This window comes from Chryseobacterium sp. MA9 (assembly GCF_024399315.1).
Lineage (GTDB): Bacteria > Bacteroidota > Bacteroidia > Flavobacteriales > Weeksellaceae > Chryseobacterium.
In genome coordinates, this window is record NZ_CP075170.1 from 2,082,920 (window position 1) to 2,095,979 (window position 13,060).

At 36.1% G+C, this 13,060-nt stretch carries 12 protein-coding genes; 5 read left to right on the forward strand and 7 right to left on the reverse strand.

Going from position 1 to position 13,060, the window contains the following annotated elements; genetic code table 11:
* Positions 1-100: 100 nt before the first annotated feature.
* On the reverse strand, positions 101-1,684 hold the full coding sequence (locus KIK00_RS09375; protein ID WP_255816286.1) for a histidine kinase: 1,584 nt from the start codon (positions 1,682-1,684) through the stop codon (positions 101-103).
* A 390-nt stretch (positions 1,685-2,074) separates the two neighbouring features.
* Here KIK00_RS09375 and KIK00_RS09380 point away from each other — a divergent pair, with 390 nt between their 5' ends.
* Together KIK00_RS09380 and KIK00_RS09385 are read left to right on the forward strand one after the other, a co-directional pair.
* Positions 2,075-3,250, forward strand: a complete 1,176-nt coding sequence (locus KIK00_RS09380) for a thioredoxin fold domain-containing protein (RefSeq protein ID WP_255816287.1) — start codon at positions 2,075-2,077, stop codon at positions 3,248-3,250.
* Between the two features lie 14 nt (positions 3,251-3,264).
* Entirely contained in the window at positions 3,265-3,897 is a 633-nt protein-coding gene (locus tag KIK00_RS09385; RefSeq protein ID WP_255816288.1) for a DUF3575 domain-containing protein, read from the forward strand.
* A gap of 211 nt (positions 3,898-4,108) precedes the next feature.
* Here the strand turns inward: KIK00_RS09385 and KIK00_RS09390 are convergent, their stop codons facing one another.
* Positions 4,109-5,305, reverse strand: a complete 1,197-nt coding sequence (locus tag KIK00_RS09390) for an exo-beta-N-acetylmuramidase NamZ domain-containing protein (protein WP_255816289.1) — start codon at positions 5,303-5,305, stop codon at positions 4,109-4,111.
* A gap of 4 nt (positions 5,306-5,309) precedes the next feature.
* On the opposite strand from KIK00_RS09390, the gene KIK00_RS09395 reads away from it, so the two are divergent.
* Together KIK00_RS09395 and KIK00_RS09400 are read left to right on the forward strand one after the other, a co-directional pair.
* Positions 5,310-6,539, forward strand: a complete 1,230-nt coding sequence (locus KIK00_RS09395) for an ABC transporter permease (RefSeq protein ID WP_255816290.1) — start codon at positions 5,310-5,312, stop codon at positions 6,537-6,539.
* Between the two features lie 125 nt (positions 6,540-6,664).
* The gene (locus KIK00_RS09400) at positions 6,665-7,663 is read left to right on the forward strand and encodes a PLP-dependent cysteine synthase family protein (protein ID WP_255816291.1); all 999 of its coding nucleotides are present in this window, start codon (positions 6,665-6,667) and stop codon (positions 7,661-7,663) included.
* A 57-nt stretch (positions 7,664-7,720) separates the two neighbouring features.
* Here the strand turns inward: KIK00_RS09400 and KIK00_RS09405 are convergent, their stop codons facing one another.
* Genes KIK00_RS09405 through KIK00_RS09415 form a run of 3 tightly spaced genes read right to left on the reverse strand, consistent with a single transcriptional unit; the run spans position 7,721 to position 9,506 of the window.
* Positions 7,721-8,248 carry a hypothetical protein gene (locus KIK00_RS09405; protein ID WP_255816292.1) on the reverse strand — a complete coding sequence of 176 codons (528 nt, stop codon included), beginning with the start codon at positions 8,246-8,248 and terminating at the stop codon, positions 7,721-7,723.
* Positions 8,249-8,285: 37 nt separating this feature from the next.
* Positions 8,286-8,588 (reverse strand): chaperone modulator CbpM, encoded by a 303-nt coding sequence (locus tag KIK00_RS09410; RefSeq protein ID WP_255816293.1) that lies wholly within the window; start codon positions 8,586-8,588, stop codon positions 8,286-8,288.
* 3 nt (positions 8,589-8,591) lie between these two features.
* On the reverse strand, positions 8,592-9,506 hold the full coding sequence (locus KIK00_RS09415) for a DnaJ C-terminal domain-containing protein (protein ID WP_255816294.1): 915 nt from the start codon (positions 9,504-9,506) through the stop codon (positions 8,592-8,594).
* Positions 9,507-9,599: 93 nt separating this feature from the next.
* On the opposite strand from KIK00_RS09415, the gene KIK00_RS09420 reads away from it, so the two are divergent.
* The gene (locus KIK00_RS09420) at positions 9,600-10,799 is read left to right on the forward strand and encodes a dicarboxylate/amino acid:cation symporter (RefSeq protein WP_255816295.1); all 1,200 of its coding nucleotides are present in this window, start codon (positions 9,600-9,602) and stop codon (positions 10,797-10,799) included.
* Positions 10,800-11,358: 559 nt separating this feature from the next.
* On the opposite strand, the gene KIK00_RS09425 is transcribed toward KIK00_RS09420, so the two are convergent.
* Together KIK00_RS09425 and adhP are read right to left on the reverse strand one after the other, a co-directional pair.
* Positions 11,359-11,742 carry a DUF779 domain-containing protein gene (locus KIK00_RS09425; protein WP_255816296.1) on the reverse strand — a complete coding sequence of 128 codons (384 nt, stop codon included), beginning with the start codon at positions 11,740-11,742 and terminating at the stop codon, positions 11,359-11,361.
* Positions 11,743-11,828: 86 nt separating this feature from the next.
* Positions 11,829-12,863, reverse strand: a complete 1,035-nt coding sequence (gene adhP / locus KIK00_RS09430; protein WP_255816298.1) for an alcohol dehydrogenase AdhP — start codon at positions 12,861-12,863, stop codon at positions 11,829-11,831.
* Between the last annotated feature and the right edge of the window lie 197 nt (positions 12,864-13,060).

The window sequence follows — 13,060 nt, forward strand, 5'->3', positions numbered from 1 at the left end:
ATATCTTAGTTTCAGTAAGCAAAGCTATAGGTATCGTGAATCATATATATAATATTAGGGAGTGAATGGTGCTTTTTCGGGAGTGAATGGATTTTTATTTTCACTTCATTAATGGCAAAAAACATATGAAATATTCACCATCTACAGAAATATGAAGAAGATTATTCTTAAAATACTCATAAACTTGATTCAAATAATCAATTCCGAATTTCTCTCCCTGCACCGGTTCTGTTTTAGGCTGCCAGGTATTCTTTACTGTGACACCTTCCGCATCAACAATAATGATAATTTCCAGAGGTTGATCTATTGTGGCAATATTGTGCTTTACAGCATTCTCCGTGACAATCTGAAGGGATAAATACGGAATGCGTTTTTCCAGACTTTCAGGATTATTAATAATCATTTCAAATCTTATTTCTTCATCAAACCTGCTTTTCAGAAGCTCCATATACTGCTGTATAAATTTGATTTCCTGCGAAACCGGAACAATATTTTCTTTCGGAGGTACAATCAGATATCTGTAGATCTTAGAAAGATTCATGGTAAACTTCCGGGCATTTTCTTTATTGATCCCAATCAGCATATAAAGAGAGTTCAGAGAATTGAAAAGAAAATGCGGATTGATATTATTTTTAAGCTGCTGAAGCTGGTTGATCACTTCTGCTTTGTGCATCTTTTCGTTCTCTACTAACAATAAATTTTTTTCAGACTGTATTTTTTCTTTTTCCTGATAAGCCAGATTAGTTGCCCTCTGGAATAAGATAAAAACCGCTACAATAAGAAAAAGAGCTGCCAGAAAAATATACACAGTATAGGTTTTTATCTTGCTTATATTTTCATCAATAATGAAATTAACATGGTTTACAACCGTATATCCGTCAAAATTATCAGTCTTCAATGGTTTTATAAAGCGTGTTACCTCAACACCAAGATATTCTGAGACCGCTGTTCCTTTGGTGTATCCAGCTTCAGTTCTGCTGGACAGCGTATCTTTCGCCTTAATATCTGTAAACTCGAAAATATTCTTTCCGATGTATTTTTTCTCAGGATGGGTAATACAAATTCCTTCTTTGGTAAAGACATACGCGTAAGTATTAGAACTTTTGTCTACATTGATAAAGTACTGATGGAGATCGTCCAGGCTTACGGTAGAACCATAATACAGTTTATTTTTATCAGGCAGTACCAGAGAATCATAACTCACCCAATACATACTGTCTTTTTTGGTAATCAAAAGATCCCTGAAATGTCCGGACCCGTTGTTTTTTAAAGCAATAAGTTTTTCCTTATGTTCTGTCTTTCTGAAAATATCAGATAATGGATTATTACTTTCTGTTTTTCCTGAAGCAGTATTTTCATAATAATACCAGCTGTAAGGCAGCAGATTTCTTTTTTTGTTTAAATCATTTAAAACCAAAGAATAATCTTTATAATTCTTCAGACCGTCTTTCTGAATCAATGCACGAAGAAGAAATTGATAGTCCTCAATATTTCTGAATTCATGTTCTATAGATTCATATTTACGAAAGAAGGTTTTCTTTGCAAAATCATCAGTGTTCTTACGGCTGTCTTCAGTAATTAAAAGGCTCAGAACAGCGAATGCTGCCACTGCAATCAAGCAGGCAGATAAAGCGGTGACGTAAATGTATTTTTGGGATAAGGCGTGTTTAAAATTAATACTCAAGATTCTCTGAATTGTTATTCTCCTACATATAAATAATTCGTTTGCAAAGATATAACAAAGATTTCAGTACCATAAAGTGAATTAAATTTAGATGTTGTCTTTTTTTAAACAAGCAATATCACGCAATAATTGAGAGTCTTTTTAATGGAAACAACGACTGTTTTTTTATTATTGGCATATTTTCTTCTTTTTCAGGAAAGGAATACAATAGAAGTTCCATGTCTTTTTTAAGAATATAAAGCCATAATCAAGACCGTTATTCCTTCACTGAAAAATCACAGTAATCATCTGACTAAGTCTTAAAGTTAGTTAATATCATCATTCTAACAACAGATTCAGCACTCTATATTTTGAAAATTAATTATCTTCGCCTACAAATCTTATTTGAAAATGAAGAAGATCATCTCCGGGATATCTATTTTTTGTACCATCGCTATCTCAGCTCAGGAAACAATTCAGTTTCAGGAACTCCCATTCAAAGATATTATTGCCAAAGCCAAGAAAGAAAAGAAATTGGTTTTTATTGATGCCTATGCATCATGGTGTGGCCCATGTAAAATGATGGAGAAAAATGTTTTCACCCAGAAATCCGTGAGTGATTATTACAATACCAATTTCATCAATGCAAGATTTGATATGGAAAAAGGAGAAGGCAGAGACATAGCTTCTAAATTCGGAGTGCGGTCTTATCCTACTTATCTTTTCCTGAACGGTGAAGGAGAGCTTGTTTCCAGAAATACAGGTTATATGGAAGAGAGCATGTTTGTGGCTATGGCTCAGGATATCAATTCACCAGGAAACAAAAAGGGATCTCTGAAAGAACGTTTTGCCAGCGGTGAAAAAGATCCGGAATTCCTGATCAACATTATGAAGCTGAATGCCAACACAGATTATGATTTTGCCAAAAAGGCTTCCGAAAGATATTTTCAGAATAAAAAGAAAACCGAAGAACTTACAAAAGATGAAATTGGCTTTCTACTCTATTTTGTAAAATCATCAGAAGATACCAATTATAATGTTTTCGCATCCAGAAAAGCAGAGATCGTTAAATTTCTTCCTGAAGAAACTTACAACGAATTTAATGCTCAGCTGAAATTAGGAAAAATAGTAGAACAGTCTATTGATGATAAAAATAAAAAGATCAACGATGACTATTTTTTAAAGACAGCTGAACCATTGGTAGGAAAAGAAGCTGCACTTAAAAAACTGAATCAGACTAAGCTCAGTTATTATGAACAGAACAGTAATTTTCCTGAATACGAAAAAGCCGCTTTAGATTATTACAAAGATTCTGACTCATTTGATCCTAATGAACTTTTAAGAGCTGCCTGGATATTTGCAGATCATGTGAAAACACCATCTTCATTAAAGAAAGCTACAGAATGGGCAGAAAAATCTGTCATGAGAAGCGAAACTTCAGAAAACACTTATATTCTTGCTAAGCTCTATTATCTTACCGGAAATAAAGAAATAGCAAAAAATTATGCTGAAATGTCTAAAAACATGGCAGCTCAGGGCAATAAAGATTCTCAACTAGCAGATGAATTACTAAAGCAAATAAAATAAACATTACATACCGGATGAAATATAAATTATTAGCAGCAGGCATTTTAGCTTTCCTGTCAGCAGGCACAGTAAGTGCTCAGGAACAGGAACAAGGAGGACAGGAAAAAAGTTTATACATAAAAGGAAATGCTTTATTTGCCCCGATAGGGATTTTAAACCTTGGAATAGAAAAACAACTAAGTTCAAGATATACGCTTCAGGGAGATGTTTTCATTTCGCCATGGAAATCTTTCTCAGGACATGAATTACAGTTTTATTCTGTATCTGCAGAAGGAAGATACTATTTTAATGAAGCTTTCAAGCACTGGTATGTAGGAGCCAACATAGGTTTTGCGGCCTACAATGCTTCAAAATGGAATTACTGGAATGATGATACTTTTGAAAACTGGAATGGAGAAACTCTCCGCAACTCTAATCTGTATCAAAGAGGATTCTCTATTATGCTGGGTGTTACAGCAGGATATCAATTCCAGTTATCTGAACGATGGAATCTTGACATTTATGGAACAGTAGGAACATCACAAGGATTTTACAAAGGATATGACCGTACCACAGGAAGACGTTATGATCATGCAGAAAAATTTAACAAAAGCGGTGAAATCATCCCATACAGAGGAGGGGTAATGATTTCTTACAAATTGAAATAAGACAATGAAGCTATTCGGAAAAAATCATATTATCATTTTAGTGATCACTTTTGTGATTCTTTTTTTAATGAACTATATCGGCAACGATCTGCCTGATAAACTGCAGAGAGCTTTATTAACTGCTTTTGCAGGAGTTGTTGGATTAACAATTGGGCTCTTTATATTAAATAAGGGCAGAAATGATAAAAGTCCGCCCCAAAATTTTGATTAATTAATTTTCATATACCACATACCGGGTTCTGATCTTTTCGAAACTTTCCAGATCTTTTTTCCAGGAATCTTTAATTTCCTGAATTGATTTTCCGGCAATAATCTGTTTTCTGAAATTATCAGTTCCGGACAGGGTATCAAACCAAAGGTTTTTCAGGAAGAAATCCTGCTGGGGATTTTTATAATTCTGATAAGCTTTGATTACCCATTCAAGATTCAATTCTCTTAAATCATTAGGATAATTGGAAAGGTTTTCACCATAACATAGCTTCCCGTTTAGGAATGGATCTTTAGCACCATAGCTTGGCTTTGGCGTAAACTGGTAAGGAAGACTTTCCGTCCAAGGAGAACCATAAATCTGGAAAGGAAGATCTGTTCCTCTTCCTACAGAAACCTGAGTTCCTTCAAAAAAGCACAGACTTGGATATAAATTGATTGCTTTATCATTGGGTAAATTCGGAGAAGGTTTATCAAGCATCGGATAGCGTTGTTTTTTATGATAATTCTTCATCTGAATAAGCGTATATTTAGCCTGGACTCCATTTTTCAGCCATTTTTCACCATTCACCATTTTTCCATACTCTCCTATCGTAAGCCCGTATACTACAGGAACTTCATGCATTCCTACAAAACTGGCCCATTTTTTTCCCAATACAGGTCCATCGGTATATCCATCATGTGGATTAGGGCGGTCCAATACCATTATCTCGACGTTATTTTCAGCCCCTGCTTCCATCAGATAAGACAGAGTAGAAATATAGGTATAAAATCTCACCCCAACATCCTGGATATCAAAAATAACAATATCAATTCCGGCCAGCTGTTCCGGTTTGGGTTTTTTATTATTGCCATACAGGGAAACAATCGGGATTCCTGTTTTTATATCTACACCATTTTTCACTTTTGCACCTGCGTCTGCATCTCCTCTGAAACCATGCTCAGGGGCAAAAATAGATTTGATCTTTATTCCGTTTTTTACCAGAAAATCTACCAAATGAGTTTTATCACTCATCAAACCCGTCTGGTTCGTCACCACCCCTATTGTTTTGCCTTTTAAGAGTGGTAAATACATTTCAGGCTGGTCTGCCCCAGTTTTAAAATCCGATTGAACTTGAGTCTGAGAATAATATTGATTGAATACTCCTAAAAAAATTAGGCAAATCAGAAGTAAATTTTTAATTTTGAAATCTAAATTCATAAGCTTGAAATTTCCTTTATATTTCTCTAGAAAAATAGCATTTTCCAAAGATAACAAAAATAACCTTTCAAGGGTTATCATCTTCATTGGCAGGCTTTCCGTAGCATTGGGAATTATTGTTTCCTTAATTACTGTAGCCACCGGTTTTGGTTCAAAAAAAGCTATCAAAGAGAGGCTGGCAGATTTCAGCGGACATATTACTGTAAGATCAACGCGATCAAACTCCTCTTATAATACTTCTGTACTTGATAATCAGGGCCTCAATATTGCAAAGATAAAAGAACTTCCCGATGTGGAAAGTATTCAAAAATATGTGATGGTTACCGGCATTATGCGTAATGAACACAATTTTGCAGGGATCATATTTAAGGGAATCGGAAAAGATTTTGACAGTTTAAGATTTAAAAAATTCCTTATTGCAGGTACTACTCCGAAAGTTACTGAGAAGGGCTTCAACAATGATGTTGCTATTTCGCAAAAAGTAGCCAATGACCTTCATCTTAAGGTGAATGACAGTATTGTCACTGTATTTCTAAAGGCTGATCAAAAACCACTTTATCGTAAATTCAAGATTATTGGCATCTACAGAACTGATATTAAGTTGATCGACGAACAGTTTGTTATCGGAGGAATCAATCATGCAAGAAAAATTCAGGATATGAAACCTGATGAAATTGGCGGAATTGATATCTTCCTGAAAAATGTGAATGACATTGACAAAGATTTTCCTGATATTGAAAAACTGATTGGTTATAAAAACTACGCTGAAAAAGCGACTGAAAAATTCCCACAGATTACAGACTGGATCAGTATTTTTGATACCAATATAGCTTTGATTATCATCATCATGCTGATTGTAGTGGTTATTAATATCATTATGGTTCTTCTGATTCTTATTATTGAAAGAACCAATTCCATTGGTCTTCTTAAAACATTAGGCGCAAGCAATTCACAGATAAGAGCTACTTTCATCAATTACACCCTGATTATTATGATTCCGGGACTTTTGTATGGAAATGCTATCGGTTTGGGACTTATTTTAATCCAGAAATTCTTTGGGGTAATCAAACTTAATCCGGAAAACTATTATGTAAGTACGGTTCCGGTAGACCTTAATCCTATTGCAATTATTTCTATCTCAGTAGGGATTCTTATTATCTCAGGACTGGCATTGATTATCCCTAGTTACCTGATCAGTAAGATTTCGCCGGTGAAAGCGATTAAATACAACTAACCTTATAATTGATATTTATTCATTTTCTTTCAGGGGTTTTTAACTTTATCCACAACTTATCCACACGTTATCCACAGCGCAGATAATTTTAAAAGCCTTATCTTTGCACCGCATATAAAACATTTATGAAATACGCAAAAAATATCCTTGAAACTATAGGTAACACACCGCTGGTAAAGCTTAACAAAGTATTAGGTGAAGATTTCCCGGCATTAGTATTAGCAAAAGTAGAGACCTTCAATCCTGGAAACTCAGTAAAGGACAGAATGGCTCTTAAAATGATAGAAGATGCCGAAAAAGACGGCAGATTAAAACCTGGAGGTACTATTATCGAAGGTACTTCAGGAAATACAGGAATGGGACTGGCATTGGCAGCAATCATCAAAGGCTACAAATGTATTTTTGTAACCAACTCTAAGCAGTCAAAAGAAAAGTGTGATATTCTTCGTGCTGTAGGTGCTGAAGTAATTGTTTGTCCTACCGATGTAAAACCTACTGACCCGCGTTCTTATTATTCAGTTTCAAAAAGACTGGCAAAAGAAACAGAAAACGGATGGTATGTGAACCAATATGACAACTTATCCAACAGGGCTGCTCATTATGAATCTACAGCTCCTGAGATCTGGGAACAGACAGAAGGAAACCTGACTCATTTTGTGGTAGGAGCCGGAACAGGAGGTACAATCACAGGGTGCGGAACTTTCTTCAAAGAAAAAAATCCGAACATCAAAGTAATCGGTGTTGATACATATGGTTCTATTCTAAAGGAATTCCACGAGACCGGAGAACTGCACTACGACCACGCTTATACATATATTACAGAAGGTATCGGGGAGGATATTATTCCTGAAAATTATGACATGTCTGTAATTGATCATTTTGAAAAGGTAACTGATAAAGACGGTGCTATCTATGCCAGAAAACTGGCTAAGGAAGAAGGAATTTTCTGTGGATATTCTGCCGGAAGCGCAATTGCTTCTTTGATCCAAATGAAAGATCAGTTTACTAAAGATGATGTAATTGTAGTTTTACTTCATGACCATGGTTCAAGATATGTAGGAAAGATCTATAATGACGAATGGATGAAAGAAATGGGATGGCTGGAAGAAAGTAAAGAAGGTTAATAAGCCATTTTACAGATAAATAAAAAACGGAGCAAAATTTTGTTCCGTTTTTTATTTTTATTGTTTGATATTTTCTTTTAATTTATTTTTGAGAAAACTGTATTCTTTCTCACTCATTGCTTTTCTGGGAAACATATAGCTGTATTTTCCTTCAAGGGAAATAAATTCATTATTGCTGTCAAAATATTCAAAATCTTTCCACTCACTGGTTTCTTTTTCGCCATCAATATTCACAGTGAAAAAATTATGATCAAATCTGATTTCATACACTTTACATTTTTCCAGAACATTTAAATAATGGGTTACCTGTTTTTTCCAGCTTGAAACTTTATTGACACTTACAGACAGAAAAACAGCACAAAGCAAAAATATAAAACTCAAAAAGTATAAAATACCTACACTTTCTTTGCTCAGATTATTCTTCAACAGAAAAACAATAAAAACAATGATTGCTGCTGCAATGGTGGCAATGGTTTTACTTTTCGTTGTAGGTGAAAAAAGCAGACTTCCCTGATTACCGCTAAAATAAATATCTTCAAAAATCTTTCTGTCCGGTTTTAGTGTAATCACCTTTTCTTCATTCATAATTATAGAGTTTGCTTTAAAAAGCTACAAAACTAAACTAAATATCTTCATATTGATTACTTATTGCAGAAAGTTTATTCATCAGCTCTCTGTTTCTACGGTTCAGCGCATCCAGTTTTTTCAGCATATTATGAATCACTTCAAGACCGGGAAGATTGATTTCAAGATCATAATACCAGTTGGCAAATTTTTCCAGATCAGGCAGATCCTCATACATCAGATAATGGATATTGTCTTCAACCTGTATATTCAATAGCCCATAGTCTACAAGCTCATCAAAAAAAGTGATTTCTATATTATAAATTCTTACGAGTTCTTCCCGTGATATTCTTTCACTCATAGCTTAGGAATTTTTTAATTGTTCAAAAAGTTCTTTCTGCTTCTCGGTAAGGTTCGTCGGCAGTTTCACTTCATAGGTTACAAAAAGATCTCCATGTTCTCCTTCTTTTTTATAGACAGGAAAACCTTTTCCTTTCAGTCTTACAGTGATTCCTGTTTGGGTTTCCGGTTTTACTTTAAGCTTTACACTTCCTTCCAGGGTATTTACATTCACTTCTCCGCCTAAAACAGCGGTATACAGATCAATTGTTACCTTAGTTTTCAGATCATCCCCGATTCTTTCAAAATTCGGATCGTCTGGGATAATAAAGGTGATATACAAATCTCCGTGAGGGCCGCCATTGACACCCGGATTTCCATGTCCTTTCAGTTTGATCTGCTGCCCGTCATATACTCCTGCCGGAATTGTGATTCTGACTTTCTTCCCATTGATATCAAAAGTTTGCGGGTGGGTTTTTGCAGCATCTCTTAGATTCAGATTCAATTCTGCTTTGATATCCTGTCCTTTAAATTTTCCGGAAGCTCTTCCTCGGGAGCTTTTACCAAATCCACCACCTGCTCCACCGAACATATTCTGGAAGAAATCTGAAAAGTCTTCCCCTTCACCAAAATCAGCGCCGGAGAATCCACCGCCATAATTTTGTTGTTGATATTGTCTTTGCTGCTGCTGTTGTGCTTTTTCGTATTCTTCGCCATGTTTCCAGTGTTCACCATACTTGTCGTATTTAGATCTGTTTTCCGGATTGCTGAGCACTTCGTTGGCTTCATTCAATTCTTTGAACTGTCTTTCTGCTTCCTTATCATCAGGATTCAAATCGGGATGAAGTTTCCTGGCCTGTTTCCGGTAGGCCTTTTTGATATCATCCTGTGTTGCGCTTTTATCTACGCCTAAAATTTTATAGTAATCTATATAAGCCATAGAAATGAGGTTTACCCAAATTTATGAAATTTAGGTCTGAAAATTGTATAACAAAATGTTAAAAATAAACCTATCTTTGATAAAAAGCACCACATGAAAGAGGTACTGAAAAACTACTCCGGAATCATATTTTTACTTTTGGGAATCACTATTGGAAGCATCATTGGAATTGTTGCCCCCGGTTTTGTGGAATATATAAAACCTTTGGGAGATATTTTTCTTAATCTTCTTTTTGTGAGTGTAGTTCCGTTGGTATTTTTTGCCGTATCCAATTCTATTTCTTCTCTGGAGCAACAGTCTAAATTTGGAAAAATCATTCTTGTGATGTCTCTTACCTTTTTATTCTTTATTCTCACGGCAGCTATTTTTACCATCTGTGCTGTGTATCTTTTTCCGGTTTCAGGAGTCTCGGGGAGTTCTGATATGATTACGGAAGCTGCAAATGACGATACATGGGGCAACAGGATTGTAAGTTTCTTTACTGTAGGCGAATTTACTGAACTTTTCTCGAGAAGGAATATGCTGGCTCTTCTGGTATTTGCATTTCTGACAGGATTTGCAGCCAGAAAAACAGGTGAAAAAGGGCAGCCTTTCCGGGTTTTTATTGCTTCCGGATATGAAGTGATGAAAGAACTTCTATTATTGGTTATGAAACTGGCCCCCATTGGTTTGGGTGCTTACTTTGCTTATCAGGTGGCGACTTTAGGACCACAGCTTTTTGGATTTTACGCAAAACCTTTAGGATTGTATTATATTGCAGGAATCATTTACTTTTTGGTCTTCTTTTCTATTTATGCTTTTATGGCGAACGGGCAGAAAGGAGTCAAAAGTTTCTGGACTAACGCTATCTACCCTACTCTTACCGCAATAAGTACCTGCAGCAGTTTTGCAACCATGCCTGCTAATTTACAGGCAGCATCAAAGATTGGAATTCCGAACTCTATTGCCAATCTGGTGATTCCTATCGGGACTACCCTGCATAAAAACGGATCTTCCATGTCTTCTATCATCAAGATCTATGTAGCATTCTTAATTATTGGAAAAGATTTCTTTGATCCGGCCAACCTGCTTTTGGCTTTGGGAATTACTGTATTTGTCAGCATTGTGGCTGGTGGAATTCCTAATGGCGGATATATTGGGGAAATGCTGATGATCTCTGTGTATAAATTGCCTCAGGAAGCTATTCCTGCTGTGATGATTATCGGAACTCTTGTAGATCCTTTAGCCACAGTATTGAATGCTGTAGGAGATATAGTGGCAGCCATGTTTGTCAACCGATTTGTAAAAGTCTGATTTTAACTTTTAGTGATTTTTTGCGGCAAGATGAACTTATTTTTTTAAAACATTGGGCTATATGACAGCTCCATTGTAGAAGTCAATATCAGTAAATCCGAATTGATTCAAAGGTTGTGGAAAATCACTTACAAAACGAATACATCCTTTATCTCATTGGAAAAAGATTCAACCATTCCTACGAGATTTGAGTACAGAGGAATGATTAAAGAAAATAGTTATCAAAAGAAGAAAACGTTTATTTGATATCAATATTAACAATCCGGTATTTCATGGAACTATTTCTGATGAAAATGGAAAATCATCAGTCTCATTAGAATTTTATCCTTCTGGTTTTCAGATTTTTAATTTGATTTTCATTTTATGTTTCTGCTTAATTGCAATTTTTGCCAATATAGGAGGAGATCGGCAAAACCTCATGTTTCTTGCAGTGGCTTCAATAATAGCCGCTTCTCAATATTTCATTTTAAAAAGAGCTATTTCAAAAGGCAAATATGAATTTGAAAAAGAGCTTATTTATATTACCCAAAAACCTTAAGCCTATCTTAGACCTAAAATTCTATTCACTGCGTTTTATTGGTTCCAGATTTTCATATTCATCCGGAGTGAAAAGCCTGTAATGAACTTTAAATGTTTTTCCTAAAGGAGTTTCCAAAGAGAAGCCACCAGGTCCGAAACCGTCTGTAACATCTAATGTAAAATGTGAATATTTCCAGTATTCAAACAGGTCACGGTCTATCCAGAATTCATATCCATTAATAGTTCCGATCATTGCATCATTCATCCGGGGAAAAAATCCTCCTTTTTCAAAACATTGTGGCTGCGTGCCTTCACAACATCCTCCTGCCTGATAAAACATGAGTGGTCCATATTGATCTTCAAGTTTCCGGATCACTTCAAGTGCCTGATCTGTTGCGGAGAGCCTGGATATTTTTGCTTCCATTGTTTTTATTTTAGCTTACGGCGAATCTTATTGTTATAAAAGATCCCGGCAAGTAAATCTAACCGGGATCAGTAACACATCATCAATTAATTTGAACCGGCAATATCCAAAACGATTCTGCCGTCAATCTGTCCTTTTTTCATTTTATCGAATACATCATTGATATCTTCCAGTTTTGCGGGAGTAACTGTGGCTTTTACCAATCCTTCATTAGCAAAATCCAACGCTTCCTGCATGTCTTTTCGGGTTCCCACAATAGAACCTCTTACGGTGATTCTTTTTAAAACCGTTTCAAAAATAGGAAGTTCAAAAGAACCGGGAGGAAGACCATTCAGAGCAATCGTTCCTTTTCTTCTTAAAACATCTATTCCCTGTTTGAAAGCAATAGGAGAAACTGCTGTAATCAATGCGCCGTGCATTCCGCCGACTTCTTTATGCAAATATTCTCCAGGATCTGTGTTTTTTGCATTGACTACAAGGTCTGCACCGAGTTTTTTTGCCAGTTCGAGCTTATCATCTGCTACATCAATGGCAGCTACATGCATTCCCATTGCTTTGGCATACTGAACCGCTACATGCCCCAGCCCACCAATTCCTGAAATGGCTACCCATTCTCCGGGTTTTGTTTCTGTTTCCTTTAATCCTTTATAAACAGTTACTCCGGCACATAAAATAGGAGCAATTTCCAAAAAGTTTACATTGGACTTTAAATGACCTACATATCTTGAGTCTGCAATAACATATTCTGCAAAACCGCCATCTACACTGTAACCTCCGTTTTTCTGTGCTTCACAAAGAGTTTCCCACCCTGTGATACAATAATCACAACAGCCGCAAGCACTGTACAACCAGGGAACTCCTACTGCATCACCTTCTTTTACAAAAGCCTCAGGTCCGCAGGCTACCACGATGCCTACTCCTTCATGTCCAGGAATAAGAGGCATCTTAGGTTTTGCAGGCCAATCTCCATCTACAGCATGTAAATCTGTATGACAGACCCCGCAGGCTATTACCTTGACAAGGACTTCGTATCTTCCGGGTTCTCTTACGGGAACTTCTTCAATTTTCAGAGGCTGGCCGTAGCCTTGAACTACTGCCGCTTTCATTGTTTTTGGGATCATATTTTATTTTTTGGATGGAGTTATTTTTTGGTTATTAGTTTTTATCATCAGCTGTAAATCACTATGTTACTTTTATAAGTCAATAATTATATAGAATATATATATCAAAAGGCTGATAGCTCTCTGCGTGAGGGATAGTAAGGGCGGCGAGGAACGAGCCGGTGCGGAATCTAATGGAGCACCGAAACGAAGTGCAG

Bases quoted from the DNA above. Each gene is read 5' to 3' on its own strand.
- KIK00_RS09390 (WP_255816289.1), bottom strand. From the start codon at position 5,305: ATGAATTTAGATTTCAAAATTAAAAATTTACTTCTGATTTGCCTAATT.
- KIK00_RS09405 (WP_255816292.1), bottom strand. From the start codon at position 8,248: ATGAATGAAGAAAAGGTGATTACACTAAAACCGGACAGAAAGATTTTT.
- KIK00_RS09400 (WP_255816291.1), top strand. From the start codon at position 6,665: ATGAAATACGCAAAAAATATCCTTGAAACTATAGGTAACACACCGCTG.
- KIK00_RS09380 (WP_255816287.1), top strand. From the start codon at position 2,075: ATGAAGAAGATCATCTCCGGGATATCTATTTTTTGTACCATCGCTATC.
- KIK00_RS09410 (WP_255816293.1), bottom strand. From the start codon at position 8,588: ATGAGTGAAAGAATATCACGGGAAGAACTCGTAAGAATTTATAATATA.
- KIK00_RS09385 (WP_255816288.1), top strand. From the start codon at position 3,265: ATGAAATATAAATTATTAGCAGCAGGCATTTTAGCTTTCCTGTCAGCA.
- adhP (WP_255816298.1), bottom strand. From the start codon at position 12,863: ATGATCCCAAAAACAATGAAAGCGGCAGTAGTTCAAGGCTACGGCCAG.
- KIK00_RS09420 (WP_255816295.1), top strand. From the start codon at position 9,600: ATGAAAGAGGTACTGAAAAACTACTCCGGAATCATATTTTTACTTTTG.
- KIK00_RS09415 (WP_255816294.1), bottom strand. From the start codon at position 9,506: ATGGCTTATATAGATTACTATAAAATTTTAGGCGTAGATAAAAGCGCA.
- KIK00_RS09425 (WP_255816296.1), bottom strand. From the start codon at position 11,742: ATGGAAGCAAAAATATCCAGGCTCTCCGCAACAGATCAGGCACTTGAA.